This is a genomic window from Bowdeniella nasicola (genome assembly GCF_900107735.1).
Taxonomy (GTDB): domain Bacteria; phylum Actinomycetota; class Actinomycetes; order Actinomycetales; family Actinomycetaceae; genus Bowdeniella; species Bowdeniella massiliensis.
On sequence record NZ_FNQV01000005.1, the window covers coordinates 37,487 to 63,871 of the forward strand.

General features: G+C 67.0%; 28 protein-coding genes. 21 read left to right on the forward strand and 7 right to left on the reverse strand.

Going from position 1 to position 26,385, the window contains the following annotated elements:
• Positions 1–12 precede the first annotated feature (12 nt).
• Positions 13–573, forward strand: coding sequence for a 50S ribosomal protein L17 (gene rplQ, locus BLU67_RS04670; RefSeq protein ID WP_092562882.1), 561 nt, complete (start codon positions 13–15; stop codon positions 571–573).
• 75 nt (positions 574–648) lie between these two features.
• On the opposite strand, the gene BLU67_RS04675 is transcribed toward rplQ, so the two are convergent.
• Positions 649–1,410 (reverse strand): ROK family protein, encoded by a 762-nt coding sequence (locus BLU67_RS04675; protein ID WP_092562885.1) that lies wholly within the window; start codon positions 1,408–1,410, stop codon positions 649–651.
• Between the two features lie 36 nt (positions 1,411–1,446).
• Between BLU67_RS04675 and truA the strand changes: the two genes are divergently transcribed.
• Positions 1,447–2,322: a tRNA pseudouridine(38-40) synthase TruA gene (gene truA, locus BLU67_RS04680; protein WP_261977031.1), complete on the forward strand. Its 876-nt coding sequence runs from the start codon at positions 1,447–1,449 to the stop codon at positions 2,320–2,322.
• Between the two features lie 21 nt (positions 2,323–2,343).
• On the opposite strand, the gene BLU67_RS04685 is transcribed toward truA, so the two are convergent.
• Together BLU67_RS04685 and BLU67_RS04690 are read right to left on the reverse strand one after the other, a co-directional pair.
• The gene (locus tag BLU67_RS04685) at positions 2,344–3,159 is read right to left on the reverse strand and encodes an aldo/keto reductase (protein WP_092562891.1); all 816 of its coding nucleotides are present in this window, start codon (positions 3,157–3,159) and stop codon (positions 2,344–2,346) included.
• A 2-nt stretch (positions 3,160–3,161) separates the two neighbouring features.
• Positions 3,162–3,620 (reverse strand): hypothetical protein, encoded by a 459-nt coding sequence (locus BLU67_RS04690; protein WP_092562894.1) that lies wholly within the window; start codon positions 3,618–3,620, stop codon positions 3,162–3,164.
• A 278-nt stretch (positions 3,621–3,898) separates the two neighbouring features.
• On the opposite strand from BLU67_RS04690, the gene rplM reads away from it, so the two are divergent.
• From rplM to BLU67_RS04715, 5 genes are all read left to right on the forward strand, one after another.
• Positions 3,899–4,342 carry a 50S ribosomal protein L13 gene (rplM, locus tag BLU67_RS04695; protein WP_092562897.1) on the forward strand — a complete coding sequence of 148 codons (444 nt, stop codon included), beginning with the start codon at positions 3,899–3,901 and terminating at the stop codon, positions 4,340–4,342.
• 41 nt (positions 4,343–4,383) lie between these two features.
• Complete coding sequence (gene rpsI / locus BLU67_RS04700; protein WP_092562899.1) at positions 4,384–4,872, forward strand: 30S ribosomal protein S9; 489 nt, start codon at positions 4,384–4,386, stop codon at positions 4,870–4,872.
• A 126-nt stretch (positions 4,873–4,998) separates the two neighbouring features.
• A complete protein-coding gene (locus BLU67_RS04705) occupies positions 4,999–5,898 on the forward strand; it encodes a variant leucine-rich repeat-containing protein (RefSeq protein ID WP_092562902.1) in 900 nt (299 codons plus the stop codon).
• Positions 5,899–6,004: 106 nt separating this feature from the next.
• Entirely contained in the window at positions 6,005–7,351 is a 1,347-nt protein-coding gene (gene glmM / locus BLU67_RS04710) for a phosphoglucosamine mutase (RefSeq protein WP_092562905.1), read from the forward strand.
• The gene (locus BLU67_RS04715; protein WP_092562908.1) at positions 7,348–8,010 is read left to right on the forward strand and encodes a DedA family protein; all 663 of its coding nucleotides are present in this window, start codon (positions 7,348–7,350) and stop codon (positions 8,008–8,010) included. Before glmM ends, BLU67_RS04715 begins: the two co-directional genes overlap by 4 nt.
• Positions 8,011–8,020: 10 nt before the next feature.
• On the opposite strand, the gene coaA is transcribed toward BLU67_RS04715, so the two are convergent.
• On the reverse strand, positions 8,021–8,962 hold the full coding sequence (gene coaA, locus BLU67_RS04720; protein WP_222842381.1) for a type I pantothenate kinase: 942 nt from the start codon (positions 8,960–8,962) through the stop codon (positions 8,021–8,023).
• Positions 8,963–9,045: 83 nt separating this feature from the next.
• Between coaA and glmS the strand changes: the two genes are divergently transcribed.
• The 14 genes from glmS (at position 9,046) to tsaD (ending at position 23,177) form a co-directional block, all read left to right on the forward strand.
• Entirely contained in the window at positions 9,046–10,905 is a 1,860-nt protein-coding gene (gene glmS / locus BLU67_RS04725) for a glutamine--fructose-6-phosphate transaminase (isomerizing) (protein ID WP_092562914.1), read from the forward strand.
• Positions 10,906–10,914: 9 nt separating this feature from the next.
• Positions 10,915–11,295 carry a holo-ACP synthase gene (locus BLU67_RS04730; protein ID WP_092562917.1) on the forward strand — a complete coding sequence of 127 codons (381 nt, stop codon included), beginning with the start codon at positions 10,915–10,917 and terminating at the stop codon, positions 11,293–11,295.
• A complete protein-coding gene (locus BLU67_RS04735; protein WP_092562920.1) occupies positions 11,295–12,767 on the forward strand; it encodes a bifunctional ADP-dependent NAD(P)H-hydrate dehydratase/NAD(P)H-hydrate epimerase in 1,473 nt (490 codons plus the stop codon). Before BLU67_RS04730 ends, BLU67_RS04735 begins: the two co-directional genes overlap by 1 nt.
• Entirely contained in the window at positions 12,764–13,912 is a 1,149-nt protein-coding gene (gene alr, locus BLU67_RS04740) for an alanine racemase (protein WP_092562923.1), read from the forward strand. The genes BLU67_RS04735 and alr overlap by 4 nt, the downstream gene beginning before the upstream one ends.
• A complete protein-coding gene (gene tsaE, locus BLU67_RS04745; protein WP_092562926.1) occupies positions 13,909–14,391 on the forward strand; it encodes a tRNA (adenosine(37)-N6)-threonylcarbamoyltransferase complex ATPase subunit type 1 TsaE in 483 nt (160 codons plus the stop codon). Before alr ends, tsaE begins: the two co-directional genes overlap by 4 nt.
• Complete coding sequence (locus BLU67_RS04750) at positions 14,388–15,218, forward strand: hypothetical protein (RefSeq protein ID WP_092562929.1); 831 nt, start codon at positions 14,388–14,390, stop codon at positions 15,216–15,218. The genes tsaE and BLU67_RS04750 overlap by 4 nt, the downstream gene beginning before the upstream one ends.
• 10 nt (positions 15,219–15,228) lie before the next feature.
• Positions 15,229–15,852, forward strand: a complete 624-nt coding sequence (tsaB, locus tag BLU67_RS04755; protein ID WP_092562932.1) for a tRNA (adenosine(37)-N6)-threonylcarbamoyltransferase complex dimerization subunit type 1 TsaB — start codon at positions 15,229–15,231, stop codon at positions 15,850–15,852.
• Complete coding sequence (gene rimI, locus BLU67_RS04760) at positions 15,852–16,322, forward strand: ribosomal protein S18-alanine N-acetyltransferase (RefSeq protein ID WP_092562935.1); 471 nt, start codon at positions 15,852–15,854, stop codon at positions 16,320–16,322. Before tsaB ends, rimI begins: the two co-directional genes overlap by 1 nt.
• A gap of 137 nt (positions 16,323–16,459) precedes the next feature.
• Complete coding sequence (locus tag BLU67_RS04765; protein ID WP_092563293.1) at positions 16,460–17,158, forward strand: succinate dehydrogenase cytochrome b subunit; 699 nt, start codon at positions 16,460–16,462, stop codon at positions 17,156–17,158.
• A gap of 15 nt (positions 17,159–17,173) precedes the next feature.
• Entirely contained in the window at positions 17,174–19,129 is a 1,956-nt protein-coding gene (locus tag BLU67_RS04770; protein WP_092562938.1) for a fumarate reductase/succinate dehydrogenase flavoprotein subunit, read from the forward strand.
• Positions 19,126–19,869 carry a succinate dehydrogenase/fumarate reductase iron-sulfur subunit gene (locus tag BLU67_RS04775; protein WP_092562941.1) on the forward strand — a complete coding sequence of 248 codons (744 nt, stop codon included), beginning with the start codon at positions 19,126–19,128 and terminating at the stop codon, positions 19,867–19,869. Before BLU67_RS04770 ends, BLU67_RS04775 begins: the two co-directional genes overlap by 4 nt.
• A 298-nt stretch (positions 19,870–20,167) precedes the next feature.
• A complete protein-coding gene (locus BLU67_RS04780) occupies positions 20,168–21,574 on the forward strand; it encodes a hypothetical protein (RefSeq protein ID WP_143027338.1) in 1,407 nt (468 codons plus the stop codon).
• A 33-nt stretch (positions 21,575–21,607) separates the two neighbouring features.
• Positions 21,608–22,126, forward strand: a complete 519-nt coding sequence (locus BLU67_RS04785) for a mycothiol transferase (protein WP_092562949.1) — start codon at positions 21,608–21,610, stop codon at positions 22,124–22,126.
• 4 nt (positions 22,127–22,130) lie between these two features.
• Complete coding sequence (gene tsaD / locus BLU67_RS04790; RefSeq protein ID WP_261977032.1) at positions 22,131–23,177, forward strand: tRNA (adenosine(37)-N6)-threonylcarbamoyltransferase complex transferase subunit TsaD; 1,047 nt, start codon at positions 22,131–22,133, stop codon at positions 23,175–23,177.
• A 194-nt stretch (positions 23,178–23,371) separates the two neighbouring features.
• Here the strand turns inward: tsaD and BLU67_RS04795 are convergent, their stop codons facing one another.
• From BLU67_RS04795 to BLU67_RS04805, 3 genes are all read right to left on the reverse strand, one after another.
• Positions 23,372–23,785 (reverse strand): CBS domain-containing protein, encoded by a 414-nt coding sequence (locus tag BLU67_RS04795; RefSeq protein ID WP_092562955.1) that lies wholly within the window; start codon positions 23,783–23,785, stop codon positions 23,372–23,374.
• A gap of 89 nt (positions 23,786–23,874) precedes the next feature.
• Entirely contained in the window at positions 23,875–25,086 is a 1,212-nt protein-coding gene (locus BLU67_RS04800) for a glutamate--cysteine ligase (RefSeq protein WP_092562958.1), read from the reverse strand.
• Positions 25,087–25,140: 54 nt separating this feature from the next.
• Positions 25,141–26,358 (reverse strand): class I SAM-dependent methyltransferase, encoded by a 1,218-nt coding sequence (locus BLU67_RS04805; RefSeq protein WP_092563296.1) that lies wholly within the window; start codon positions 26,356–26,358, stop codon positions 25,141–25,143.
• Between the last annotated feature and the right edge of the window lie 27 nt (positions 26,359–26,385).

Below are 26,385 nucleotides of genomic sequence, written 5' to 3' on the forward strand. Positions count from 1 at the left end.
AAAGGACCAAACATGCCTACCCCGTCTAAGGGACCCCGCCTGGGGAGCTCCGCTTCCCACGAAAAGCACATGCTCAGCAACCTTGCGACGTCGCTGTTCGAGCATGAAGCGATCCGCACCACGGAAACGCGGGCCAAGCGCCTGCGCCCCGTCGCGGAAAAGCTCATTACGCTCGCTAAGCGCGGCGATCTGCACGCCCGCCGCAAGGTGATGGAGACGATCACCCGTAAGGACATCGTCGCCAAGCTGTTCGAGGACCTCGGCCCGAAGTTTGCCGAGCGTCCAGGCGGCTACACCCGCATCACCAAGATTGCCCCGCGCAAGGGCGATAACGCTCCGATGGCCTTGATCGAGCTTGTCACCGAGGCGTACAGCCCGAAGCAGGCCGTCGTCAAGGAAGCCGAGAAGGCAACCGAGAAGGCCGCCGACAAGGACGAGAAGAACATCCCCGCCACCCCGGCAGAGGAAACCGAATTCGCGCAGAGCGATGAGGAAACCGAAGAGACCGAGGTTGAGGTCAGCCAGGAGGCCGACGCGGCCGCCGAGTCCGACAAGGACGCTGACAAGGAGTAACGTCTCCTCGCACTGAGCTCGCGCAACGCAGCTGATCCCCGTCCGGGAATCCGGGCGGGGATCACGCGTATCTGGCTAGTCCTGGGGCGCCATCTCCCAGGCGCGCACACCGCCCGAGATGCCGGCAGCGTTCGGAATGATGATGACCGAGGGGCCAAGGCGCGCGACGTTCGCGGCGGTGATGCGGCGCCCGTTACCGCCGCCAACGTAGAGGCGGTCCCAGTGGTAGACGGGCTGCAGCGACTCGATGACGAGGCGGGCGCGGCGTGACCAGTGCGCATCCCCCAGGCGCAGGCGCTCGTGTTCGCCGATGTAGTCGTCGTAGGTCAGGCCCCATTTGACGGGGCACTGGCTCAGTTCGGCATGCGGGGCAAGGACGCCGTTGTCGAAGATCGCATTGCCGAGCCCCGTGCCGAGCGTGATGACCATTTCGAGGCCGGTGCCGGTGACGACGCCGCAGGCGTGGACCTCGGCGTCGTTTAACACCAGGGCGGGCATGTCCAGGGATTCCTCGATCGCGCCGCGCATGTCGAAGCCCGTCCAGGCGGCCAGGAGCTCGGGCAGGACGCGGGTGCGGGGGCCGGCGCGGCAAATGTAGTGCGGGGTGGTGACGACGACGCCGCGGCGAATCATGCCCGGCATTCCGACGGTGACGCGCCGAGCGGCGGGGAGCTGGGTGGCAAGGTCGCGGATGATCGAGACGAGGCGCGCAGGCGAGAGCGGATAGGGCGTCACGGCGCGCACCGGCGCCGCGTGCATCACTCCGGAATCGTCGAGTACGGAGGCCTTGATGCCGCCGCCGCCGCAATCGATGGCGAGCGTCGTGCGAGGGGTCATGACTGCACGCTATCGCACCTGCCTACAATGACGTGCGTGAGGCGAATCCGACTTGATCTGGCCTATGACGGCACCCAGTTTTCAGGCTGGGCGGCCCAGTCCGGGCAGCGTACCGTCGAGGGCGTGCTGACCGAGGCGCTCGCGACCGTGCTGCGCGAGGACGTGCGGCTCACCGTCGCCGGTCGCACAGACGCCGGCGTTCACGCGGCCGGGCAAGTCGCGCACTTCGACTGCTCGGCGGATGCGTGGCTGGCGCTTCCGGGACGCAGCGATCGCGCGCCGGCCGATGCACTCATCGATCGGCTGCACGGCATCATGACGCGCGGTGGAGCGCCGCCGAAGTCCTCCGACGTCGTCGTGCACCGAGCCGAAGAGGTCTCCCGCGACTTTGATGCGCGCTTTGCCGCGATCGGGCGCTCCTACCGCTATCGCATCACCGACCTGTCGGCTGGCGGATTTGATCCGCTAACGCGGCACTGCCGGTGGTGGGTGCGCGAGCATCTGGCGGCCGACGCGATGCAGGCCGCCGCCGATTACCTCATTGGGGAGTGGGATTTTGCGGCGCTGTGCAAGCCGCGCGAGGGGGCGACAACGATCCGCCGGCTGCTGACTTGTGCCGTGACGCGCAGCGAGGCGGGCATCGAGATCGACCTGGCCGCCGACGCGTTTTGCCATTCGATGGTGCGCTCTATCGTCGGGTGCCTGGTGGAGGTGGGCCGCGGCAAGAAAAGCCCGGACTGGATGGGCGAGGTACTCGCGCGCAAGGACCGTTCGCTCGCCGCCGCCGTCGCGCCCGCGCACGGGCTCACGCTCACTGCGGTGCGGTATCCGCCGCCGGAGCAGTGGGCTGCCCGGCAAGAAGCGACCCGGCAGGTTCGCACGTCGGCCGCGGGGCGGGGAAGCGCCGACTAGCGGCGAGGAGCTGGCATCGTGCTACTGCCGGTCGGTGGGTGCGGTGCCAAAGTGCTGGCCGCGTTCTAGTTCGCCGATTGCCGCCATCTCCGCTGCGGTGAGGTCGAAGCTGAAGATGTCGGCGTTACTGCGCAGCCGCTCGGCGTTCACGGACTTCGGGACGGCGGCGGTGCCGAGTTGCAGGTGCCAGCGGATCACCACCTGCGCCGGGCTGACGCCGTGTGCGCCCGCGATCGCGACGATCGTGGGATCACTCAAGAGGTGGCCGCGCCCGAGCGGGCTCCAGGCCTGAGTGACGATGCCATGCTCGGCGTGAAAGTCCCGCAACTCGGCCTGCTGCAGGTAGGGGTGGAGCTCGATCTGGTTGAGGACCGGTAGCTCGCCGGTTTCCTCGCCGAGGCGCGTGATCTGATCGGCCGAGAAGTTCGCGACGCCGATGGAGCGCACCCGGCCGGCATCGCGCAGCTCGATGAGCGTGCGCCACACATCGACATATTGATTGCGGCTCGGTCGCGGCCAGTGAATGAGGTAGAGATCGATCCGGCCCAGGGCGCGTTCGGAGGCATCAAAGGCGGCGCGGACAGCCTCGGGAGCTTGCGAGTCCTCGCCCCAGAACTTGCTCGTGACGGTGATGTCATCGCGCTCGACGCCGCTGCGGGCGAGCCCCCGCCCGGCCTGCGCCTCGTTGGCGTAAAACTCCGCGCTGTCGACCAGTCGGTAGCCGAAGGCAAGGCCCTCGGTGACGACGTCCTCGGCCTGGCTGGCCGGGACCTTATAGAGCCCGAAACCGAGGATAGGCAGGCGATGCCCATCGCGAAGGGCTACGTGGTGCTCCATCGCTAGGCGAGTTCGTCGTCTTCTTCCTCGTCGAAGGCGAACTCGGCCGAGGAGTCATCCCGGCGGTCGATCGCGTCCTCGTATTCCGCCTCCGCGTCATCCTCGGCGCTGTCCTCGTAGTCCTCATCGTCGCCGTCGTACAGATCGGCGTCGTCGTAGCCATCGGACAGGTGCATCGCGGATTCTTCCGGGGCGGCATCGCGGCGCGGTGCGCCCTCGGCGCGGGCCAGAATCGACTGCTCCTCGCCGGGCAGGTCCTCCGGGCCGTCATCGTCGGGCTCGGCGACGAGCTGTCCGACACCGCCGGGGGAGCGGTCATAGGGAATGTCATCGCGCGGCTCATCGTTTTCGGGTTCTTCTTGCCGCAGGCGATCATCGAGCGTGTTGCCAGTGCCCTGGTAGGTGTCCACGGGCGGCTGGTCGCCGTCGCCGAAGGTATCGTCGTTGATTGAAGTGCTCATAGCCTAAGTCTGCCACGGTGTGGACTGCCGCACACCCGCGTCACGACCTTTGACCCGCGCGGGCGGGCGCGATAATCTAAGTGATTGTTGTGCGACTGCCCCTTGGCGCCTCCCACTCGCCGATGGAGCTCGCGGTCCCACAGCGCAAACCATGACCATTTCCAGCGAAATGTCACTGCCGAGGCGTGTTTGAACCGGCTCGCTCTCGCATGTTCACGATGCGGGTGCCCGGCAAGGCCCAGGCAGTGATTGCTGAAGAGAAACGATAGGCAGAGTCCGTGCGTACGTACACTCCTAAGCCCGGGGAAATCGACAAGCAGTGGCACGTCATTGACGCCACCGACGTCGTCCTCGGCCGCCTGGCCTCCCAGGCAGCCCGCCTGCTCCGTGGGAAGCACAAGCCGATTTTTGCACCGCACGTTGATACCGGTGACTTCGTCATCATCATCAACGCCGAGAAGGTCGCCCTGACGGGCGCCAAGCTCGAACAGAAGATGGCCTACCGCCACTCCGGGTTCCCGGGCGGCCTGAAAGCCACCTCCTACGCCGAGCTCCTGGCCAAGCACCCGGAGCGCGCCGTCACGAAGGCGGTGGCCGGCATGGTCCCGAAGAACTCGCTGGGTCGCGCGCAGATGCGCAAGCTGAAGGTCTACGCCGGCAGCGAGCACCCGCATGCCGCTCAGAAGCCCCAGCCCTACACCATCGACCAGGTGGCGCAGTAACCCGTTAAGGGTTCGCCGCCGACACAGATCTGAGGAGAACAGTGGCTGAGACCATTGCAGACTACGAGCTGGAAGAGGACGCTCCCAGCACTTACACATCGGAAACCGAGAAGGTCAACACCGGCGCCGGCGTTTCCGCGACCGCCCCGGGCCAGGCCCTCGGTCGTCGCAAGCGCGCCATCGCCCGCGTCCGCCTGATCCCCGGTTCGGGCAAGTGGACCATCAACGGCCGCGAGCTCGATGAGTACTTCCCGAACAAGCTGCACCAGCAGCTGGTGAACTCGCCGTTCGAGCTGCTCGACATCGAAGGCCGCTTCGATGTTATCGCTCGCATCAACGGCGGTGGCTCGTCCGGTCAGGCCGGTGCGCTGCGTCTGGGCATTGCCCGCGCGCTCAACGAGATCGACCGCGACGCCAACCGTCCCGCGCTGAAGAAGGCTGGCTTCCTCACGCGCGACGCCCGCGCCACCGAGCGCAAGAAGGCCGGCCTGAAGAAGGCCCGTAAGGCTCCGCAGTACTCCAAGCGCTAACCCGCCTCGAGCTGCGTGCATGGCCCGCGTCCCATCATGGGGCGCGGGCCTTTGCGATGTGTGCCACAGCCGCTAGTCTGGTCCAGTCCGAGCGGCCCCGCCGCCATGCATGCAGGGAGGAACCCCATGACGAGCCCAGACCCCTCGACTTATACCGCCGAGACACTCAATGATCCGACGCTTTCGCCCGAGACCCTCGCCCACATCGCACAGCACCGGCCCGACCTGCGCGCCGCCGTCGCGAAGCATCCCGCGTGCTATCCGGCGCTGAAGGAATGGATCGATCAGCAGGCCGGCTCCTCGGCATACGCCGCTTCCGGCACGGATCAGGTGGGAGAAGGCGCGAAGAAGATCGCCGCCGAGGCGAAGGAATTCTTCCAGACCAACGTCGCGCCCGCCGCGAGCAGCGCCGCGAAGAACCTGCGCAATGCCACCACCGCCGAGTACGCCAAGGTCAAGGGCAGCAAGGACGTCGCCGCCTGGATCCCGCTCGCGATTCCCGCGCTCGGCCTGCTCGGGCTCATCAGCCTCTTCCTGCCGTTTGTCTCCGTCACGGTGGACTTCCTGGGCGATCGTCGCAGCCAATCGATCACGTTGTTTTCCGAAGGGATGAGTGGCCGCGGCGTGATGCTGCTGCTCTTACTGCTTGCGGTCATCGTCTTTGGCGCCTTGAGCCTGCTCAAGCAGGTGGCGTGGGCACCGCTCGCCTCCCACATCGCGGCAGCCGTCGCGGGGCTCCTCGGCCTGTTCATCAGCATCGACGCGCTCGCATCGCTGTCCAGCGCGTCCTCCGCGGGCTACGATTTCGGCGCGAAGATCTCGCCCAGCATCGGGCTGTTCTTGCTGCTGCTAGTCTCGCTGGCGCTCCTGGCCGCCGCCGCCCTCGCGCTGTGGCCGCGCTTTGCCAAGGCCAAGCAGCAGCCGCCGGCCGCCCCGCCGTCCAGCACCCCGCCGCCGAGCACGCCGCCGAGCGCGCCTCCGTCCAGCACACCGCCGAGCACGCCGCCGACCACCCCCGAGGCGTAGGGCTCCGGCTCAGTCAGCTGCTCGGGGATGGATCGTGCTGCAGGGGGAGTTAACTGCCGAATCGGCGTGGCAGAATAATGGGGTTAGCTTGCGAAAGGATCCCACTGTGACCCGCCTTTTCGGTACCGACGGCGTTCGCGGACTCGCGAACCGTGACATCACCCCCGAACTCGCCCTTGGCCTTGGTGTGGCCGCCGCGCGCGTGCTCAGCCGCGAGGGTTCGAGCGACCACCGGCCGCGCGCCGTGATCGGGCGCGATACGCGGGTCTCCGGCGAGTTCATCGTCTCGGCGCTCGCGGCGGGCCTCGCCTCGGCGGGCGTGGATGTCACCCGCGTCGGCACGCTGCCCACCCCGGCGATCGCGCACCTGACGGCCGCGACCGACGTCGACCTCGGCGTCGTCGTCTCCGCCTCGCATAACCCGATGCAAGATAACGGCATCAAGTTCTTCGCCCACGGCGGCTACAAGCTGGAAGACGCCGTCGAAGACGAGATCGCCGCGATGCTCGGCACCGAATGGGAGCGCCCGACGGGCGGGGACGTCGGCCGGATCGGCAAGGACGATGTCACCGCCGATCGCACCTATATCGACCACCTGCTCGCTGCCGTTGATACCCCGCTCAAGGGGCTGCGCATCGCAATCGACTGCGCGAACGGGGCCGCCTCCGATGTGGCGCCCACGGCGCTGCGAGAAGCCGGGGCGGACGTCGTCGTCATTAATGCCTCGCCCGATGGCACGAACATCAATGCCGAGTGCGGCTCGACGCATCCGGAGACGCTGCAGGCCGTCACGGTCGCCTCGGGCGCTGCCTTCGGCGTCGCCTTCGATGGCGATGCGGACCGGTGCCTCGCCGTCGATGCCGCGGGCCAGATGGTCGACGGCGATCAGATCATGGGGCTGCTCGCGATCGACATGAAGGAGCGCGGCATGCTCAACTCCGACATGCTCGTCGTGACCGTCATGTCCAACCTCGGCTTGCTGCTCGCGATGCGGGATGCGGGCATCCAGACGATGCAGACGGCCGTGGGCGACCGCTACGTGCTGGAGGCGATGCGCGAGGGCAACTATGTGCTCGGCGGCGAACAGTCCGGCCACATCATTAACGCGAACCACGCGACGACGGGTGACGGGCTGCTGACGGCCCTCATGCTCGCCTCCAAGGTGGCGCGCAGCGGGAAGTCGCTTGCCGAGCTCGCCTCCGTCGTGCAACGCCTGCCGCAGATCCTCATTAACGTGCGCGGGGTGGACAAGGCCGCGGCCGCCACCGATGAGGGCGTGGCCGAGGCCGTGCGCGTCGCCGAGGATTTCCTTGGCGATACCGGCCGGGTGCTGCTGCGCCCCTCGGGCACCGAGCCCGTCGTGCGGGTCATGGTCGAGGCCGCGACCCAGGACCATGCCGATGGCGTGGCCCACCGGATCGCGGACGTCGTCAAGGAGCGACTCACACTGTGATCGAATGGTTCACGTCGGTGCAGGATGCGGTGCTGAGCCTCGTCGACAGCCCGTGGATCCTGCTCGCCGTGTTCCTGCTCACGGTGATCGACGGGTTCTTCCCGCCGGTCCCCAGTGAATCGATCGTCATCGCCGCGGGCGTCCTCATCGTCGCGGGGCAGGGCCCGCACATCGGCTGGCTCATCCTCGCGGCCTCAGCCGGCGCTTTTGTGGGCGACATGATCGCCTTCACGATCGGCCGATTCTTGCCGATCGAACGCATCCCGCTGCTGCGCGGCGAAAAAGTCGCGCGCGCCATGCTGTGGGCCGAGCGGGCGCTCGCTGAGCGTGCGACCGTCTACATCATGTCGGCACGCTTCATCCCGATCGGGCGCGTGGCCGTCAACATTACGGCGGGCGCCGTCGGCTTTCGCCGCACGTTCTTTATCGTCATCGCCGCGTGCGCCGCCGTGTGCTGGGCGCTGTATTCGGTGGCGCTCGGCCTCGTGGCCGGAACTATCCTGTCCGACCGGCCGCTCGTCGGCGTCCTCGTCGGCGTCGCCGGCGGCGTCATCATCGGCTTCGTCCTCGACTTCGTGCTCAAGCGCGTCTACGGGCGCCTGCTGTCACGCAAGGCCGAGAAGTTCGCGCGCGGCGAGTCCGCTCGCGCCGGATTCTAGGCGTGCGCACCTAGAGCTTGCGCAGCCGCATGCGGTGCATCGAGTGATCGGCCGATTTTTGTAGCACGAGGCTCGCGCGGCCCCGCGTGGGGGCGACGTTCTCCATGAGGTTCGGGGCGTTGATCGAATCCCAGATGGTGGCGGCAACAGCGCGCGCGGCATCGTCGTCGAGGCCCGCGTATTTCGCGAAGTAGGCGCCGGGCACGGAAAAAGCGGTGGAGCGCAGCTGCAAGAACCGCTCGATATACCAGCGCTTGACGTCGGCGGGGCGCGCGTCGACGTAGATGGAGAAATCGAAAAAGTCCGAGACGGCGAGGGAGGAATCCTTGCCGGTGCGCGCCGGCTGCAAGACGTTCAGGCCCTCGATGATGAGGACGTCGGGGCGGCGGACGTGGATCTTTTCCCCGGGCACGATGTCGTAGGTGAGGTGGGAGTAGACGGGTGCGGTGACCTCGGGGGCGCCGGACTTGACCTCCTGGACGAAGCGCAGCAGCGCGCGGCGGTTATAGGACTCGGGAAAGCCCTTGCGCGTCATGAGGCCGCGGCGCTCGAGTTCCTCGTTGGGGTAGAGGAAGCCGTCGGTCGTCACGAGTTCGACGTGCGGGGTCTGCGGCCAGCGGCGCATCATCTCGCGCAGCAGGCGGGAGGTGGAGGATTTTCCGACGGCCACCGAGCCCGCGACGCCGATGACGAACGGGGTGCGGGAGGTGGAATCGCCAAGGAATCCCGAGGTGGTTTGGTGCAGGGCGCGGGTGCCGGCGACGTAGAGCTGCAGCAGGCGTGACAGCGGCCGGTAGACGGTGTCCACTTCCGCGAGGTCGATCGGATCTCCCAGGCCCGCCAGGCGCCGCACGTCCTCATCGGACAGCGGTAGCGGGGTCGATTTGGAGAGTTTCGCCCACTGCTCGCGGGTGAAATCCACGAAGGGGGAGTACTGGTTGTCGGTCCTCACGGCTCCTAGTTTCCCATAGTGCGATGCGCGCCACCTGCGCGGCGTTATTCCGTCGCAAGGACTACGGCGTTATTCTTTTCCCCATGTGTGGAATCGTGGGCTATGTTGGCCCGAATGCGCCGAGCAATCGACCGTTAGACGTGTGCCTTGAGGGGCTCGCGCGCCTGGAGTACCGCGGCTATGACTCGGCCGGGGTCGCGCTCGGGGCGCCGGGGCTGCTCGTGAGCCGGAAAAAGGCGGGCAAACTCGCCAACCTGCTCGACAGCCTGGCCGCCGATCCGCTGCCCGAGGCCGTGACCGCGATCGGACACACGCGCTGGGCGACGCACGGCTCGCCCTCAGATATGAACGCCCACCCGCACCTGAGCGCTGACGGCAAGCTCGCGCTCATTCACAACGGCATTATCGAAAACTTCGCGTCGCTTCGCGCCGAGCTCGAGGCCGAGGGAGTGCCGTTTGCCTCGCAGACCGATACCGAGGTCGTCGCGCACCTGCTCGCCCGTGCTTTTGCTGAGATCGGGGACCTCACCGAGGCGATGCGCGTCGTCACCGCGCGCCTGGCGGGCGCCTTCACGCTGCTCGCAATCCACGAGGATGCGCCCGGCGTCATCGTCGGGGCGCGACGCAATTCGCCGCTCGTCATCGGGCTTGGCGAGGGCGAGAACTTCCTCGGCTCCGACGTCGCCGCCTTCATCTCGCACACCTCGCGGGCCCTGGAAATGGGCCAGGACCAGATCGCGACGGTCACCGCCGATGACGTGAGCATCATTGACGCCGATGGGCAGCCGGTTACCGGGCGCACCTACGAGGTGGACTGGGACGCGTCGGCGGCCGTCAAGGGCGGCTTTGCCACGTTCATGGAAAAGGAGATCCACGACCAACCGGGAGCGGTTGCCGATACGCTGCGCGGGCGCGTCGACGAATCCGGTCACCTCGGGCTCGATGAGCTGCGCATCGATGAGGCCGTGCTGCGCGCCATCGATAAGATCATCGTCATCGCCTGTGGGACGGCGGCCTATGCAGGCCACGTCGCGAAGTACGCGATCGAACACTGGTGCCGCATCCCCGTCGAGGTCGAGCTCGCCCACGAGTTCCGCTATCGCGATCCGATCGTGTCCGAAAAGACGCTCGTCGTCGCCATCAGCCAATCCGGCGAGACGATGGACACCATCATGGCGGTGCGGCATGCGCGCGAACAGGGCGCCAAGGTGCTCGCGATCTGCAACACGCACGGCTCCACGATCCCGCGGGAGGCCGACGCCGTGCTCTATACGCACGCCGGGCCCGAGGTCGCCGTCGCTTCGACGAAGGCGTTCCTCGCGCAGATCACCGCCTGCTACCTGCTGGGGGCCTACCTCGCCCAGCTGCGGGGCAATATGTTCGGCGACGAGATCCGCGCGCTGCTGGCGGAGCTCGCCGAAATGCCGGACAAGATCCAGACCGTGATCGACTCCGAGGACGCGGTGCGCGAGCTCGCCCGCGAGCTCAGCGACGTAACTTCCGTGCTGTTCCTGGGGCGGCACGTGGGCTTCCCCGTGGCGCTTGAGGGCGCGCTGAAGCTGAAGGAACTCGCCTACATTCATGCCGAGGGCTTTGCCGCGGGTGAGCTCAAGCACGGGCCGATCGCCCTGATCGAGGAGGGCCAGATCGTGATCGTCATCGTGCCCTCCCCGCGCGGGCGCGATCAGCTGCACGCCAAGGTCGTCTCCAATATTCAAGAGGTGCGCGCCCGCGGCGCGAAGACGATCGTCATCGCCGAAGACGGCGACACCGACGTCGAGCCCTACGCCGAGGTGATCATGCGGATTCCGGCCGCGCCGACGCTGCTCGCGCCGCTGCTGGCCGTCGTGCCGCTGCAGCTGTTCGCCTGCCACCTGGCCGGTGCGAAGGGGCTGGATGTCGATCAGCCGCGCAACCTCGCCAAGTCCGTCACCGTGGAGTAGACATAAGGTATGGCAGTGCGCGGGATCGGGGTCGACGTCGTCGACGTAGAACGTTTTGCCGCGACTCTCGGCCGCAACCCGCGCCTGGCGTCTGCGCTGTTTACCGCGGGCGAGCTTGCGGGTGCGGGCGGGCGGCAGCGCCCGGCGCGCTCGCTGGCCGCGCGGTTCGCCGCTAAGGAGGCCGTCGCCAAGGCGCTCGGTTCGCCCGGCGGCATGCGTTGGCACGACTGCGAGGTTCTCACGGCCGCCTCGGGGGCGCCGGCGCTTGCGGTGCGTGGCACCGTCGCCGAGGTCGCCGCTGCACGCGGGGTCACCTCCTGGCAGCTGTCGATGTCGCACGACGGCGGGGTCGCGATCGCCTTCGTCATCGCCGAAGGGAAGGACGCCTAATGCGCACCGCCTACACCTCCGAGGCAATCCGTACCGCCGAAGCGCCCCTGTTGGCCGACGGCGTGCCCCTCATGCGCCGGGCCGCCCGCGCTATCGCCGAGCGCGCCGCCGCGGTCGTAAGCGAGCGCCGCGCAGCGGGGGTGAACGCCGAAGTGCTCGTGCTCGTCGGCGGCGGCAATAACGGCGGCGACGGCCTGTGGGCCGCCTACGAACTTGCCGATTTCGGCCTCGCGCCGCGGGTACTCCTCGCTCATGAACACCCGCACGCCGAAGGGCTCGCCGCCGCGCGCGGCGCCGGGGTGAAAATCGACCAGCTGGCAGACGTCGATGACGTTGCGGCCTATGCGGGCCGGTTCGGGATCTGGCTCGATGCGCTCGCCGGGATTGGGCTTTCCGGCCCGCTGAGCGAGCCACTCGCGGGCCTGATCGACGCACTCGCCGCCGAACGGGAGCGAGCCGAAACCTTCGTCCTCGCCGTCGATTGCCCCTCGGGATTATCCGATGACCCGGGCGCGAGTCTCGCGATCCGCGCCGATGAAACGATCACCTTCGCGGCGCTGACGCCCGCGCTGCTGCTCCCGCCCGCCTGCCGCCTGATCGGGCGCGTGAGGGTGGAAAACCTCGGCATCGAGCTGGTCGGCGCGCCCGCCGCAATCGAGCTGGGCGCCGTCGAGTTGCGCGCGTCCTTCCCGCGCGCCCGCCACCTCGACCACAAATACACCCGCGGCGTCGTCGGCATCGACGCGGGCAGCGAGACCTACCCGGGCGCGGGCCTGCTCGCGACCCGCGCGGCGCTCGCGGCCGGCCCCGGCATGGTGCGATTCCTCGGCGAGGAGGGCGTCGCGCGCCTCATCATTCCCGCCATGCCCGAGGTCGTCACCGCGCCCGGGCGCATTCAGGCGGCACTGATCGGCTCGGGCACCGAGGGCGGGCCGCGCATCGCCGCCGCGCTCGCCGATTTTCTCGCGCGCGACATTCCCGTCGTCGCCGATGCGGGCGCGCTGACGTGCGTGAGCGAGGCCGCGCGGGACCGCGGCGCGCTGATTCTCACCCCGCACCTGGGCGAATTGGCGACGCTGCTGGGCTGCGAGCGGGCCGACGTCGAGGCCGATCCGGTGCGCTACGCCCGCCAGGCTGCCGAGCGCTTCGACGCCGTCGTCGTTGCCAAGGGGCCAGAGACGGTCATCGTCGAGGCCAGCGAGCCCATCGTCACGATCCCGCCCGCCTCGCCCTACCTCGCGACGGCCGGCAGCGGGGACGTGCTCGCCGGAGTGCTCGCCGCGACCCTCGCCCAGTTCGCCGCGCGCGCCGAAGCCGGCGAGACCGTGCCGGCGTTGTCCTACCAGGCCGGGATCGCGGCCCAGCTGCATGCGAGCGCCGTCGCGCATTGCCCGAGTGCGCCCGGCCCCATCCGCGCGCTCGATCTCGCCGCCGGGATCGCGCTCGCGCTCGGTGCCACAATGGAGCCATGAGTTACCCTTCGCGCGCCATCATCGATCACGCGGCGCTGGCCCACAACTATGGCGTCATCGCCGGGCGCACCGCCGCCGAGGTCATGCCGATCGTCAAGGCCGATGCCTACGGCCACGGGCTGGTGCCCTGCGTCGCGACGCTGCACCGCGCGGGCGCAGCCATCGTGGGCGTCGCCCAGCTCTCCGAGGCGCTCGAACTCGCCGCGGCCCTTGACGGTGCGGGCCCCACGATCTTCACGTGGCTATACTCGCCGCACCAGCGCGCCGAGCTGCGCGCCGCGATCCGCGCCGGGCTGCACTTCTCGGTGCCCGATCACTGGGCGCTCGCCGCGATCAGCCAGGCCCGGGCCGACCTCGCCGCCGAGGCCGCCGGGGGCGCGGACGCACTGCCGCCGGTCGCCGTCCATCTCAAGGTCGATACCGGCATGGGGCGTGGGGGAGTGCTCGCCGAGGATGCGCCCGCCCTCATCGCGGCCGCGCTCGATACCGCGGGAATTGACGTCGTCGGCATCTGGTCCCACCTCGCGCGCGCCGACGATGACGCGGCGACGACGGCGCGCCAGGAGGCCACCTTCGAGCGGGTCCTTGCCGAGGCGCGCGCGGCCGGCGTCACCATCGACTACGCGCACCTCGCGGCGGCGGGCGGCGCGCTCTGGCACCCCGCCACGCATCACACGCACGTGCGTCCCGGCATCGCGCTGTACGGCATCATGCCCGACGACTCGGACCCGGCGGCCGCAAAGCTCCGCCCCGTCATGCGCCTGGAGGCCGACCTCACCATGGTCAAGCGCGTGCCCGCGGGCACGCCCGTGTCCTACGGGCACACGCAGACCGTGGCGGCGACGACGCTTGGCATCGTGCCGCTCGGCTACGCCGACGGGATGGACCGCCACGCATCCTCCCGCGCGCGCGTGCGCGTGGGCGCGCGCGAGGCTTGCGTCGTCGGCCGCATCTGCATGGACCAGTTCATCATCGACCTCGGGCCCGATTCGCCCGCGGAGCCCGGCGATGCGGCGATCGTGTGGGGGCCGGGCGGGCCCTCGGTCTCGGACTGGGCGCGCGCCGCCGGCACGATCGGCTACGAGATGGTGGCCCGGCTCGGTCCGCGCGTGCCGCGCATCCACATCAACGAGGACAAGCCATGACGCACACCGTGATCCTGCCCGATGCCGACGCCACGCGCGCTCTTGGCGAGCGCCTCGCCCGGATCGCCCGCGCGGGCGACGTCATCGTCCTTACCGGGGCGCTCGGGGCGGGCAAGACGACACTCACCCAGGGCCTCGGCGCAGGCCTCGGCGTGCGCGGCCGCGTCACCTCACCCACGTTCACAATCTCGCGCATCCACCCCGCCCCGGAGCGCACCCCCGATCTCGTGCACGTCGATGCCTACCGCCTCACGGGACTGCTCGACCTCGAGACGATCGACCTGGACGCCTCCATCCCGGAGACGATCACCGTCATCGAATGGGGCGAGGCGCTCGTCGACGAACTCGGCGTTGACTACCTCGCGATCACGTTGGACCGGGAGGCCGGAGGCCTCGCGGAAGGCGCCCGCCTCGCCCACCTCACGCCCCACGGCTCCCGCTGGAGCGCAGCCGAGTTGGCGGTGCTTGCCGGCTCATGATCTACCGCGTCGGCGTCAGCGCCCTGCTCGCCGTGCTGCTGGTGTGCGGCGCGGCGCCGGGCGTGAGCGCCGCGGGCTGGATCGATCCGGATGAGGAGCCGAACCGCTCGATCGCGGCGTGGGTCGCCGATTCCGCGCGCGAGTGGATCGCCCTCGATGACACTCGTAGCGCCGACCTCGATCCCGCCGCGCTGTCCTTCGGCACGCCCGTGCGCGCCCTGACGTGGCACCCGCGCGTCCTCGGCGCGGGCGAAGAGAGCGAGCCGCTCTGGCCCGATGAGGACGCGGGTCCAGGTCGCCTCGTGCCGCCCTCGCGCGAGAACGAGCCCGAGCGACGTCCCTCCCCGCCGCGCCACCCCGGTGCGCTTCCCGCCGGCAGTGATCCCGTGACCGAGGGCCTCGTCCAGGCCGTCGACGTCTGGTGGGTGCCCGTCCTGCTGGACGGCGCCGGCGTCGGCGTCCTAGAAGTGGCCTTCGAGCGCGCGACGACGACGGTTGCGGCTACCTGGTCGGCGCCCGCGGCGCAGCGCATCATCGGCGCACCCCACACGATCGTGCGAGACGACTACGGCTTCATCGGGATCAACCTGCCGAACGTCGTCGCACTGGATGCCGCCGCCCGCGACCACGTCGCCGGCGAGGTGCCGATCGAAACCTACCTGGACTCGCTCACGGCCAGCATGAAGGGCCCGGCCGCCGAGGCCGCCCGCACCGGCGGCGCCCGCGCCCCCATCATCGCGACGATCCTCACCCTGCTGATCCTCGGCGCCCTTATGTGGCTCTTTGCCTGGCAGCGCGACCAGGATGAGGAGGATCAAACGCCGTAGAATCGGCGCTATGACCACCCCCTTTACTCACGTGCTCGCGATCGATACTTCGGCGGGTACGAGCGTTGCCCGCATCGACGACGAGCGCGTCCGCGTGGCGAGCGAGCCGAATCCGCGCGCCCACGCGGAAAACCTCGCGCCCCTGATCACCCAGGTCGGCGGCACCGAGGCGCTGGATGCCATCGTCGTGGGCGTGGGGCCCGCGCCCTTTACCGGCCTGCGCGTCGGCATCGTGACAGCGCGCGTGCTGGCCGATGCCCTCGGACTTCAGCTAGCCGGCGTCTCGATCCTCGACGCGCTCGCGCGCCAGGGCTTCGATGAGCTCGGCGAAGGCCCCGTCACGGTCGTGACCGACGCCCGCCGCCGGGAGGTCTACACCGCATCCTTTGACGCCGCGGGGGACGACGATGTGCGCGTCGTGCGCCCGCCCGAGGTGATCTCGCCCGCGGACCTCGTCCCAGCTGGCACCCTCGTCGGCGCGGTGCACCTCCTTGCTGACAGCGAGGCGCCCGCGCTCCCGCTCGAGCTCGATGTCACGACGTATGTGCGTCTCGCGCGCTCGCGCACCGCCGCCGGGATCGCGATGGACACCGAGCCGCAGTACCTGCGCGAGCCCGATATCCACCGCGGCTAGTGCTACGCGAGCTCACGCGCGCCGATATCGCGCGAATCGTCGAACTCGAAGCCGAGCTCTTCGGCCTCGATGCCTGGTCCGCCGCCACGTTCGAGGCCGAACTCGCGCGCAGCGATCGCGCATGGTGGGGGATCGAGCGCGGCGGCGAGCTCGCGGCCTATGCGGGCATCCTCATCGCGCCGCAGGCCGAGCTGCTCTCGATCGCGGTCGCGCCCGCGCACCAGGGCAGCGGACTCGGCCGTGAATTGCTCGCCCAGATGATGCGCCTGGCAACGGCCGGCGGAGCGCGAGAATTATTCCTGGAAGTGCGAATCGATAATGAGATTGCGCGCGCACTTTATGCCTCTGCGGGTTTTTCCGAGATAGGAATTCGGCGCCGATATTATCGCGGCGGAATCGATGCGGTCGCCATGGTCGCGCGCCTGGTGGCGCCCCCTCCCGGACCGATCGGCGCCGACGCAATTACGTAACAGTAATCGTGCGTAATTCTGCGGAAATCCCGAAATCGGCGTGACGTGACCAACGCCTCGTTAAATCGGTCGAACCGGACACATCTAGGACGTTCATCCGGGCTTATTGGCCGCCCTATCTCGGTATGATCACAAACGTGGTCTCTACAACTGTGACGACGAAACGTAAGGCACGAGATACCTCTGTCGCACTCAAGATCGGCATGGCGGTCTCGGGCATTCTTTTCGTCCTGTTCATCCTCATGCACATGTACGGCAACCTGAAGATGTTCGCCGGCGCTCAGGCATACAACGACTACGCTGAGCACCTCCGGACCTTCGGCGAGCCCATTTTGCCCTATGAAGGCCTGCTCTGGATCTTGAGGATCGTCTTGCTGGCCGCGCTCATCCTGCACGCCTACGCAGCCTTCTCGCTGTGGCACAAGGCGAGCAGCGCGCGCGGAAGCAAGTACGTCGCCAGGCGGACCCTTGCACAGACCTACGCCTCCCGCACCATGCGCTGGGGTGGCGTCATTCTGCTGCTGTTCATCATCTTCCACATCCTGCAGTTCACGACGCTGACCATCCAGCTCGGCGGCAACTACCTGCAGATGACCCCGTATGACCGCATGGTCGTGGCGTTTGGCGAATGGTACGTCTGGGTCATCTATCTGATCGCGATCCTCGCGCTGACGATGCACGTGCGCCACGGTGTGTGGTCCGCGATGGCAACGCTGGGCGGGAACAAGAAGCGTCGTCAGGACACCATTAATCTCGTCGCCATTTTCGTGGCCGCGATCGTTCTCGTGGGCTTCATGCTCCCGCCGACGGCGATCCTGTTCGGCTGGATCAGCTAGCTAAGGAGGAAGAACATGACTGAACTTATTGATGGTCTGTACACGCTAGGCGAGCCGATCGCCGATACCAAGGCACCCAAGGTGCCGATCGCCGAAGTCTGGTCGCAGCGCAAGTTTGAAGCCAAGCTTGTCAACCCGGCCAACCGCCGTAAGCTGCGCGTCATCATCGTGGGAACCGGCCTTGCTGGCGGCGCTGCTGCCGCTTCGCTAGGCGAAATGGGCTACAACGTCGACGCGTTTTGCTACCAGGACTCCCCGCGCCGCGCGCACTCGATCGCGGCCCAGGGCGGTATCAACGCGGCCAAGAACTACCGCAACGACAACGACTCGACCTACCGCCTGTTCTACGACACGGTCAAGGGCGGCGACTACCGCGCCCGCGAGTCCAACGTCTACCGCCTCGCCGAGGTCAGCGCCGATATCATCGACCAGTGCGTCGCGCAGGGCGTGCCCTTTGCTCGTGAGTACGGCGGCCTGCTCGATAACCGCTCCTTTGGTGGCGTCCAGGTCTCGCGTACCTTCTACGCGCGCGGCCAGACGGGCCAGCAGCTGCTGATCGGCGCCTACCAGGCGCTCGAGCGGCAGGTGGCTGCCGGCACCGTCACGATGTACTCGCGCCACGAAATGCTCGATCTCATCATCGACAACGGCGTCGCGCGCGGCATCATCGCTCGCGACATGGTGACCGGAGAAGTCCAGACCCACACGGCCGACGCGGTGGTCCTTGCAACCGGTGGCTACGGCAACGTCTTCTTCCTGTCGACCAACGCCATGGGCTGCAACGTCACGGCGAACTGGCGCGCCCACCGCCTGGGTGCCTACTTCGCCAACCCCTGCTTCACGCAGATCCACCCGACGTGCATCCCGGTCTCCGGCGACTACCAGTCCAAGCTGACCCTGATGTCGGAATCGCTGCGTAACGATGGCCGCATCTGGGTGCCCAAGAAGGCCGAGGACTGCAAGAAGGATCCGCGCGAGATCGCCGAAGAGGACCGCGACTACTACCTGGAGCGTAAGTACCCCGCCTTCGGTAACCTCGTGCCGCGCGATATCGCTTCGCGTGCCGCTAAGCAGGTTTGCGATGAGGGTCGCGGCGTGGGCCCCTCCGGGCTCGGCGTCTACCTCGATTTCGCCGACGCGATCGAGCGCATGGGCAAGGATCAGGTCAGCGCCAAGTACGGCAACCTGTTCGACATGTACGAGCGCATCACGGGCGAAAACCCCTACGAGGTCCCGATGCGGATCTTCCCGGCCGTGCACTACACCATGGGCGGGCTCTGGGTCGACTACGACCTGCAGTCCAACATCCCGGGCCTGTACGTCACCGGCGAAGCCAACTTCTCGGATCACGGCGCGAACCGCCTCGGCGCATCCGCCCTCATGCAGGGTCTGTCCGATGGCTACTTCGTCCTGCCGAACACGATCAACGACTACCTGGCTCAGGGCCCGTTCGACAAGCTCGAGGATGACAGCCCGGCGATTACCGAGGCGCGTGCCCGCGTCCAGGACCGGCTCGACCACCTGCTGGCCGTTGACGGAACCCGCTCGGTTGATTCCTTCCATAAGGCGCTTGGCCACATTATGTGGGAAAAGTGCGGCATGGAACGCACCGAAGAGGGCCTGAAGGAAGCGATCCAGGAGATTCGCGAGCTGCGCGAAGAGTTCTGGCGCGATGTCAAGATCATCGACAAGTCGACCGATCTGAACATCGAACTGGAAAAGGCCGGACGAGTCGCCGACTTCCTGGAGCTCGGTGAGCTCATGTGCATCGATGCCCTGCACCGCCGCGAATCCTGTGGTGGTCACTTCCGGGCCGAATCCCAGACCGAAGACGGCGAAGCGATGCGTCACGACGACGAGTTCGCCTACGTCGCCGCCTGGGAATTCGCCGGGGACGGACAGCCCCCGATCCTGCACAAGGAAGACCTCGTGTACGAGTACGTCGAGATGAAGCAGCGGAGCTACAAGTGAACATCACACTCAATATTTGGCGTCAGCCCGGCCCGCAGGCCGAAGGCAAGATGGTGGCATACGAGCTCGCCGGCGTCTCCGAGGACATGTCGTTCTTGGAAATGCTCGACGTCCTCAACGAGGAGCTCTTTGCCCGCGGTGAAGCCCCGGTCGCTTTCGACTCGGACTGCCGCGAAGGCATCTGTGGCATGTGTGGCCTCGTCATCAACGGCGTCGCCCACGGCCCCGAGCGCACCACCACCTGCCAGCTGCACATGCGCACCTTCAAGGATGGGGACACCATCACGATCGAGCCGTGGCGCTCGAAGGCATTCCCCATCATCAAGGACCTCGTCGTCGACCGGCGAGCCCTGGACCGCATTATCGCGGCCGGTGGCTACATCTCGGTCAACACCGGCGCGGCTCCCGATGCTCACTCCCAGCTCGTGCCCAAGCAGGACGCCGACCGTGCGTTCGAAGCGGCGGCATGTATCGGGTGTGGCGCATGCGTGGCGGCCTGCCCGAACGCCTCGGCGATGTTCTTCACCGCCGCGAAGGTCACGCACCTCGGAATGCTCCCGCAGGGACAGCCCGAGCGCGCGGCTCGCGTGGTCAAGATGCTGAACCAGCAGGATGCCGAAGGCTTCGGCGGCTGCACCAACATTGGTGAATGCGCCGCGGTCTGCCCCAAGGAGATCCCGCTGGATGTCATCAGCCAGCTGAACGCCGACCTGGCGAAGTCCTGGGCCGGCGGCAACTAGCCCCAGCCCTTTCCGAGACCACTGAAGCGGCCGGCAGCGCAAGCTGTCGGCCGCTTCGCTATGCCTGCAACACGCCACGTACCACACTGCTTTTGTGGAACGCCTCACTGGCCCAGGGCGGGCAGCGACCGGCGTAGCGCGTAGGCTTCCGACTCTAGCCTCAAGGCTGCTCAAGCCTGGCTGGGCGAAGCCTGAAAGAAGCCTTAATCCGTCGCAAAGCCCTGAATCTCGCGTCAAATTGCGCCTCGGACCGCTGCTAGATTGCAAGTAACGTCCACGCGAACTCAGGGGGGGATCCTTGACCACTTTCCGACCGCGCTCTTCTCGCCACGTGCTCGCCGCCCTCGCGGCGGCAGCGGCCCTGACCCTGAGAGCCTGCAGCGCCCCCAGCCAGTCGACCACACCCAGCTCAGCTGCCAGCACCACGGCGAGCGTGACCTCGAGCGAACAGTTCGCGAAAGCCATCAGCGACAGAATCGCCAAGCACTGGCCGCACATGGCAAAGATCTGGCCGACCTACGACTACACCAAGCACACGCTCGTGCTGTTCTCACTATCGGCGCCGGGCAAGGTCAATGCCGCCTACGCCATCACCACCTCGGGAATGAAGGAGCTCACGCCAACCGAATACGCCGACATCGAGGTCCCCCAACACGATGGCTACGCCCAGATCACCTTCAACGGTTTGCCGTCGATCGCGATGAGCGTCAACTCCTCGGAAATGTCGAAGCCACAAACGATCGACTCGACCTACCGGGTCGCGACGCACGAGCTCGTGCACTTTTACTACCAGGGCGAAATGAAGCAGCCCGACGAGAACGCCTCGCGTGCCCAGCCCTATCCGCTGGATCCGACGCCGCGCACCTACCGGCAGATGATCCACCGTCAACTGCTTGCCGCCTACGAGACGCCGGACAAGCGAGCCGAGCACCTCGCCAAGGCGCGATTCTGGCTCGATAAGTATCACAGCGAGTTCGCCGACGAAGCCAAGGCCACCGCAAGCACCGATATCACCGAGGGCACGGCCCGCTACACGGACCTGCTTGGCGCCATCATCACCGGCGACAACAAGCCAGAAGAAGTCCGCCAGGCCGCACAAAAACTCCTCGGACGCGATGATTTCGTCCCTTCCGCGGAGGCTGAGGCCTACCAGCTCGGAGAAGTCGCGGGCCTGCTGCTCGATGAGGAAAACCCGCAGTGGAAGAAGGACTTCTACATCTCGGGCCAGACCCTTCTCGACCTCCTGCTAAAGGACATCAAACCCGCCGAGGACAGCGTCGCACCCGAGGTGGCCAAGGCCGTCGAAAGCGAGGTCGCGAAGCGAAACTCGGAGGTGAAGGACGAAATCGCGGACGTCCAAAAAGCCGCGACGGACACCTCCATCCCGTACCTGAAGATCGACGACACGGACGCCGAGGGCAGCTTCGGAGCGACCGGCTCATTCATCGTCGGCGACGAAGAGATCAGCACCGGGTACACCGCACGGTTTGACGTCGGCGGCACCGAGCTTGCGATCAATGACGCGGCGGTGAAGGCGACCTTTGATGAATCCGGCAGGTCCTACCTCCTGCTGCCGCTGACGATGAAGCACAGCGGGAAGGACGGCGTGCTCACCGTCGACGATGCGAAGCTCGCGGCCAAGGGCTTGAAGGTTGCCGAGTTGAAGGAGGATGGCCGCACGGTCTACACCGTCGTCGTGAAGTAAGCGCGGCGCGAACAGCGGGCCTAGGCTGGGAAGATGGATATCCGAGAGCTCTTTGCCGATGCCGCTTCCCGTCCCGTCGAGGCTGCTCGGGCCCTGCCCACGTGCTCGCCCGAGCAGCTCAATGCCCACCCGCTCGGCCACGATAATTCGATCGCGTGGCTGCTGTGGCATACCGGCCGCGAGATCGATGTCCAGACCGCGGCGCTATCCGGCACCGAAGAGGTGTGGAACGCGCAAGGCTTTAGGGACCGGCTTGACCTGGCAGCGGCCGGCGACGATATTGGCTACGGCCACAGCGCGGCAGAGGCCCGCTCGATCCACACCGCCGACCAGGCTGGACTGGTGGACTATCTTGCGGCCGCGACGGCCTCGCTCATCGAGTACGCATCCTCGCTCAGCGATGAGGACTTCGACGAGATCATCGATACCTCGTGGGACCCGCCGGTCACGCGCGGCACGCGGCTCGTCTCGATCGTCGACGATGCCGCCCAGCATGTGGGGCAGGCCGCCTATCTGGCGGGGATGCCGCACCTTGGCGCGGGCGTATCCTAGGGGAGTGTCCACTCAAGCGCCCCTGATCCTCGGAATCGAATCGACCTGCGATGAGACCGGCGTCGCGCTCGTGCGCGGCACCGAGCTGCTCGCCGATGTGACCGCGACGTCGATGGACGAGTTCGCGCGCTACGGCGGCATCATCCCCGAGATCGCCTCGCGCGCCCACCTGGAGTCCTTCCTGCCGACGATGCACGCGGCACTGGAGGCCGCAGGCGTCGAGCTCGCAGACGTCGATGCGATCGCATGCGCCGCGGGCCCCGGGCTCATCGGTTCGCTCACCGTCGGGACCGCGGCCGCCAAGGCGCTGGCGACCGCGACCGGCAAACCGCTGTACGGCGTCAACCACATCCTGGGGCATATCGCCGTTGACGAGCTCGTCCACGGCGAACTCCCGACCCCGGTCATCGGGCTCGTCGTATCCGGTGGCCACTCCTCGCTGCTGCTCATTCGTGATCTTGCGCGCGATGTTGTGGAGCTTGGTGGCACGCTCGATGATGCGGCGGGGGAAGCCTTCGATAAGGTCGGGCGCCTGCTCTCGTTGCCGTATCCCGGCGGCCCACACATCGACAAGCTCTCGCAGACCGGCAACCCGGACGCCATTCGCTTCCCGCGAGGGCTGTCCCAGCCGAAAGACCGCGAACGCTACCCTTACGACTTTTCCTTCAGCGGCCTGAAGACCGCGGTCGCGCGCCATGTCGAATCGCTCGACGGCGACGTCGAGGACCAAAAAGCTGATATTGCCGCGTCGTTTTCCGAGGCCGTGAACGAGTCGCTCGTCGATCGGGCGATCCGAGCCTGCCTCGATCACGACTGCTCGGTGCTTGTCATTGGTGGCGGGTTCTCGGCGAATTCACGCCTGCGGGCGCTCGCGAGCGAGCGTGCCGCCGAGCACGCCATCGAGGTGCGGATCCCGCCGATCCGCTACTGCACGGACAACGGCGCCATGATCGCGGCGCTCGGTTCCGTGCTCGTGCGTTCTGGCGTCGCGCCGAGCGGCATCGAGTTCTCCAATGATTCCTCGATGCCGCTCGAGTGTGCCTCGGTCTAGGTCGGCTTAGGGAGAACTCTGCGCGAGAGCTCGGACGTCATCACCCGTCAAGGCTCCCGCCCGCTGAGATTCCGCAAGCGGCAGCAAGAGCCAATAGTACAGCGCACAGGGTAGTGATCGCCGCAGTGATTCGTACTGTCTGCGGCCCGTGAGGCGCCTTCGACGTACTTCGTTGCCCCTAGCGGATTGCCGTATTAGTTGTTCGGCGCCGCTTTCGAGACCTCGGCCAGGACATCGTCGCCGCCACCATGCTCGGCAAGATCACCAAGCGAAATAATGCCCACGAGGGTGCCGCCGTCAACGACGGGAACGCGGCGCAGTGCGCCGTCAATCATGAGCTGGCGAACCTCGGTCACGTCATCGTTCGGCCCGACGGTGGTGACATCGGTCGTCATAATGGAATCGACACTGTCCTCGGGGCCGAGGCCACCGGCGAGCCCACGCACGACGAGGTCGCGATCGGTGACGACACCGACGACGAGGTCATCCTTGACGACGGGAACGACACCAAATTCGCCGGCCTTCATGAGCTTGGCGGCCTTGGAGATCGTCGAGTAGGTGTCGAGCACCTCGGGGTTGGTGGTCATGACATCGGCTACCGTGGTCATCGCATTCTCCTTTGACGTAGGTGCGGGCGCTGGTGCGCCTCGGTTCTTCCCAGTCTTGCGCGAACGAGGCCCGGATGCCACCGCTGAGGCTAGCTGCGGGAGCCACCGGAGGCATCGGTGCGCACGATCAGGGGCTCGGGCTGACGTTGGAAGGTGAAATCCTCCGGCGGGATCGGCCGATCGGCCTTCATTTCTTCGACGAGATACTGCGCGACGGCCTCCAGTGAGCCGCCGTGGTTGTCCGCGACTTTGAGCTGGCGCTGATAGGAGGCGCCGAGGGTGAGGATGTCGTTCACCCAGGTCAACTGTTCGGCGCAGCCGAGGCGCTTGGCAGCGGGCATAAGGTCGCTCAGCATCTTTTCCACGGTGTCTGTCACGAGTTCCTCGTTGCCTGCTTCATCGAGGATGAGGATGGCATCCATCCCGTAGCGGGCCGAGCGCCACTTGTTCTCGTCGACGAACCAGTCCGGGATGACGGGCAGTGTCTCGCCGGCGTCGAGGCGCGCAGAGAAATCTTCGACGAGGCAGTGAATGAGGGCGGCCAGGGCGAGCGTCTCACGCAGGTTGGAGGCCGCGTCGCAGACCCGGAACTCGATGGTGCCAAGCCGCGGGGCGGGCCGGATATCCCAGCGAATCTCGTCGACGTTATCGATGACGCCGGTGTGCAGCATGTCGCCCAGGTAGTGCTCGTATTCGCTCCAGTGCGTGAACTGGCGCGGGACCCCGGCGGTTGGCAGCTGTTTGAAGACCATTGCCCGGTTGGAGGCATAGCCGGTGTCGTCGCCCGCCCAGTAGGGGGAGGATGCGGCAAGGGACTGGAGGTGGGCGAAGCGGGTGAGCAGGGCGCGGATGAGCGGCAAAACCTTGTCCCGGTTCTCGACGCCAACGTGCACGTGGATGCCGTACAGGAGCATCTGGCGGCCCCAGTAGCCGGTGCGCTTGACGAGCTCGGCGTAACGGTCGGATTCGGTGACGCGCTGGTAGAGCGGCCGCGCAAACGGGTGAGAGCCAGCCGTGGCCAATTCGATGCGCAGGGCGTCGGTAATGGGGCGTACCCGGGTGATGAAATCGGCCAGATCTGCGCCACACTCCGCGACGGTGGCATGCGGTCGGGAGGTCACTTCGATCGTGTTGAGCAGCATTTCTTGCACGATGTGCTCGGACTCGCCGTGCTGCTCGCGGACCGCCCGTAGGACCGCGTCGGCGCTTTGTCTCAGATCCAGCGTGTCCTTATCGATCAGCTGTAACTCCCACTCGACGCCAACGGTCGAACGGTCAGAGGTGGCGAAGTCGACTCCCATATCTCCATTGTCATCATGAATCGAGCCCTGCGCGCGGCTTGGCGAAAAAAGCGATCAGATTCGCTCCACGAGCACTGCGGCGTGCCGACCTGCCACGCGAGTCATCATCAGGGTGGCTGCTTGTGAACCCCGTAGCTTGAGACGACGCCGAAAATCGTCGGGGACGATGTCTATTCCGCGTTTGAGGATCTCCACCGAGCCAATATCGCGCTGGCGTAGCTCGGCTGCGAGCACCTTTGCCTTGGCAGGCAGCGTTTCGATGACGCGGAAGCTCGTGACTCCGGCGAGATCTGCCGGGGCGCTGGAGGTGAGGTAAGAAATATCTGGCGAGATCAGGCCCGCTGAGAGTTGCTCAGCGATCGTTGCGAGAGCCCCGGCTCGGAGGATCGCGGGATCGACCTCGTGTACGAAGCCCTCCAGGGCGCGGTGATCGACGATGGTTGCGGGCGCTCGCGCACTTGAGACGGGTGCCGCATACGTCGTAGCCTGGCCGCCGCGCGACAATACGACGGCGGAACGCCCGGGTCCTTCGGGCGCGAGATCTCCGCACCAGATCGCTGCTTCCACGAGCGAACCGTCAACGGAGGTCCACTGGACGTGAGAATCCGACGGCAGATTCTCATATGCAATGCCGGGCGCCACCTTGACGCCGACGTTCGCGACCACAGCGCGCAGCGCCATGATGCTCGACAGCGGGGGAGACCACGTCTCCGGATCGAAGGATCTGCCAGCATCTGAGCGGCGCGCGGGATCGGCAAATATTCCGTCGACGCCAAGATCTGCGAGGTCAAGGTCCTCAATGCGGGCGTTGAGAACGGTAACCTCGGGGAACGTTTTGAGATTCAACAGTGCGAGCGCGGCGTGCGCCTCATCGGCGTCTACCGCAACGACCTTCAGGCCAAGGCCCGCGAGCGCGAAGGACTCGGTGCCGATCCCGCAGCCAAGATCGGCTACCCGCGTGCAGCCAGCGTCCCGGTAGCGCCTGGCATGCCTGGCGGCGACCTCCAGGCGTGTTGCCTGCTGCAGGCCCTCGGTCGTGAAAAGCAGGCTGGAGGCAAACGGGCCGAATTTGTCCGCCGCCTTGGCGCGCAGCCGCTGCTGGGTAAGCGCGGCGGCTATGATGTCCGGGTCATGGCCGGCTTTACGTAGCGTCGAACTGACCTCCAAAATGTCAGATTTCGAGGTGATAGGGGGTAGATCGGCGAGAAGTCCGAGGCCCTCGGGGTGAGCGAGGAGTGAGGTCAGTCCGGCGATCTCGCTGGCATGGGTCATGGCATCGAGCCTATCGCCCACCCGCCT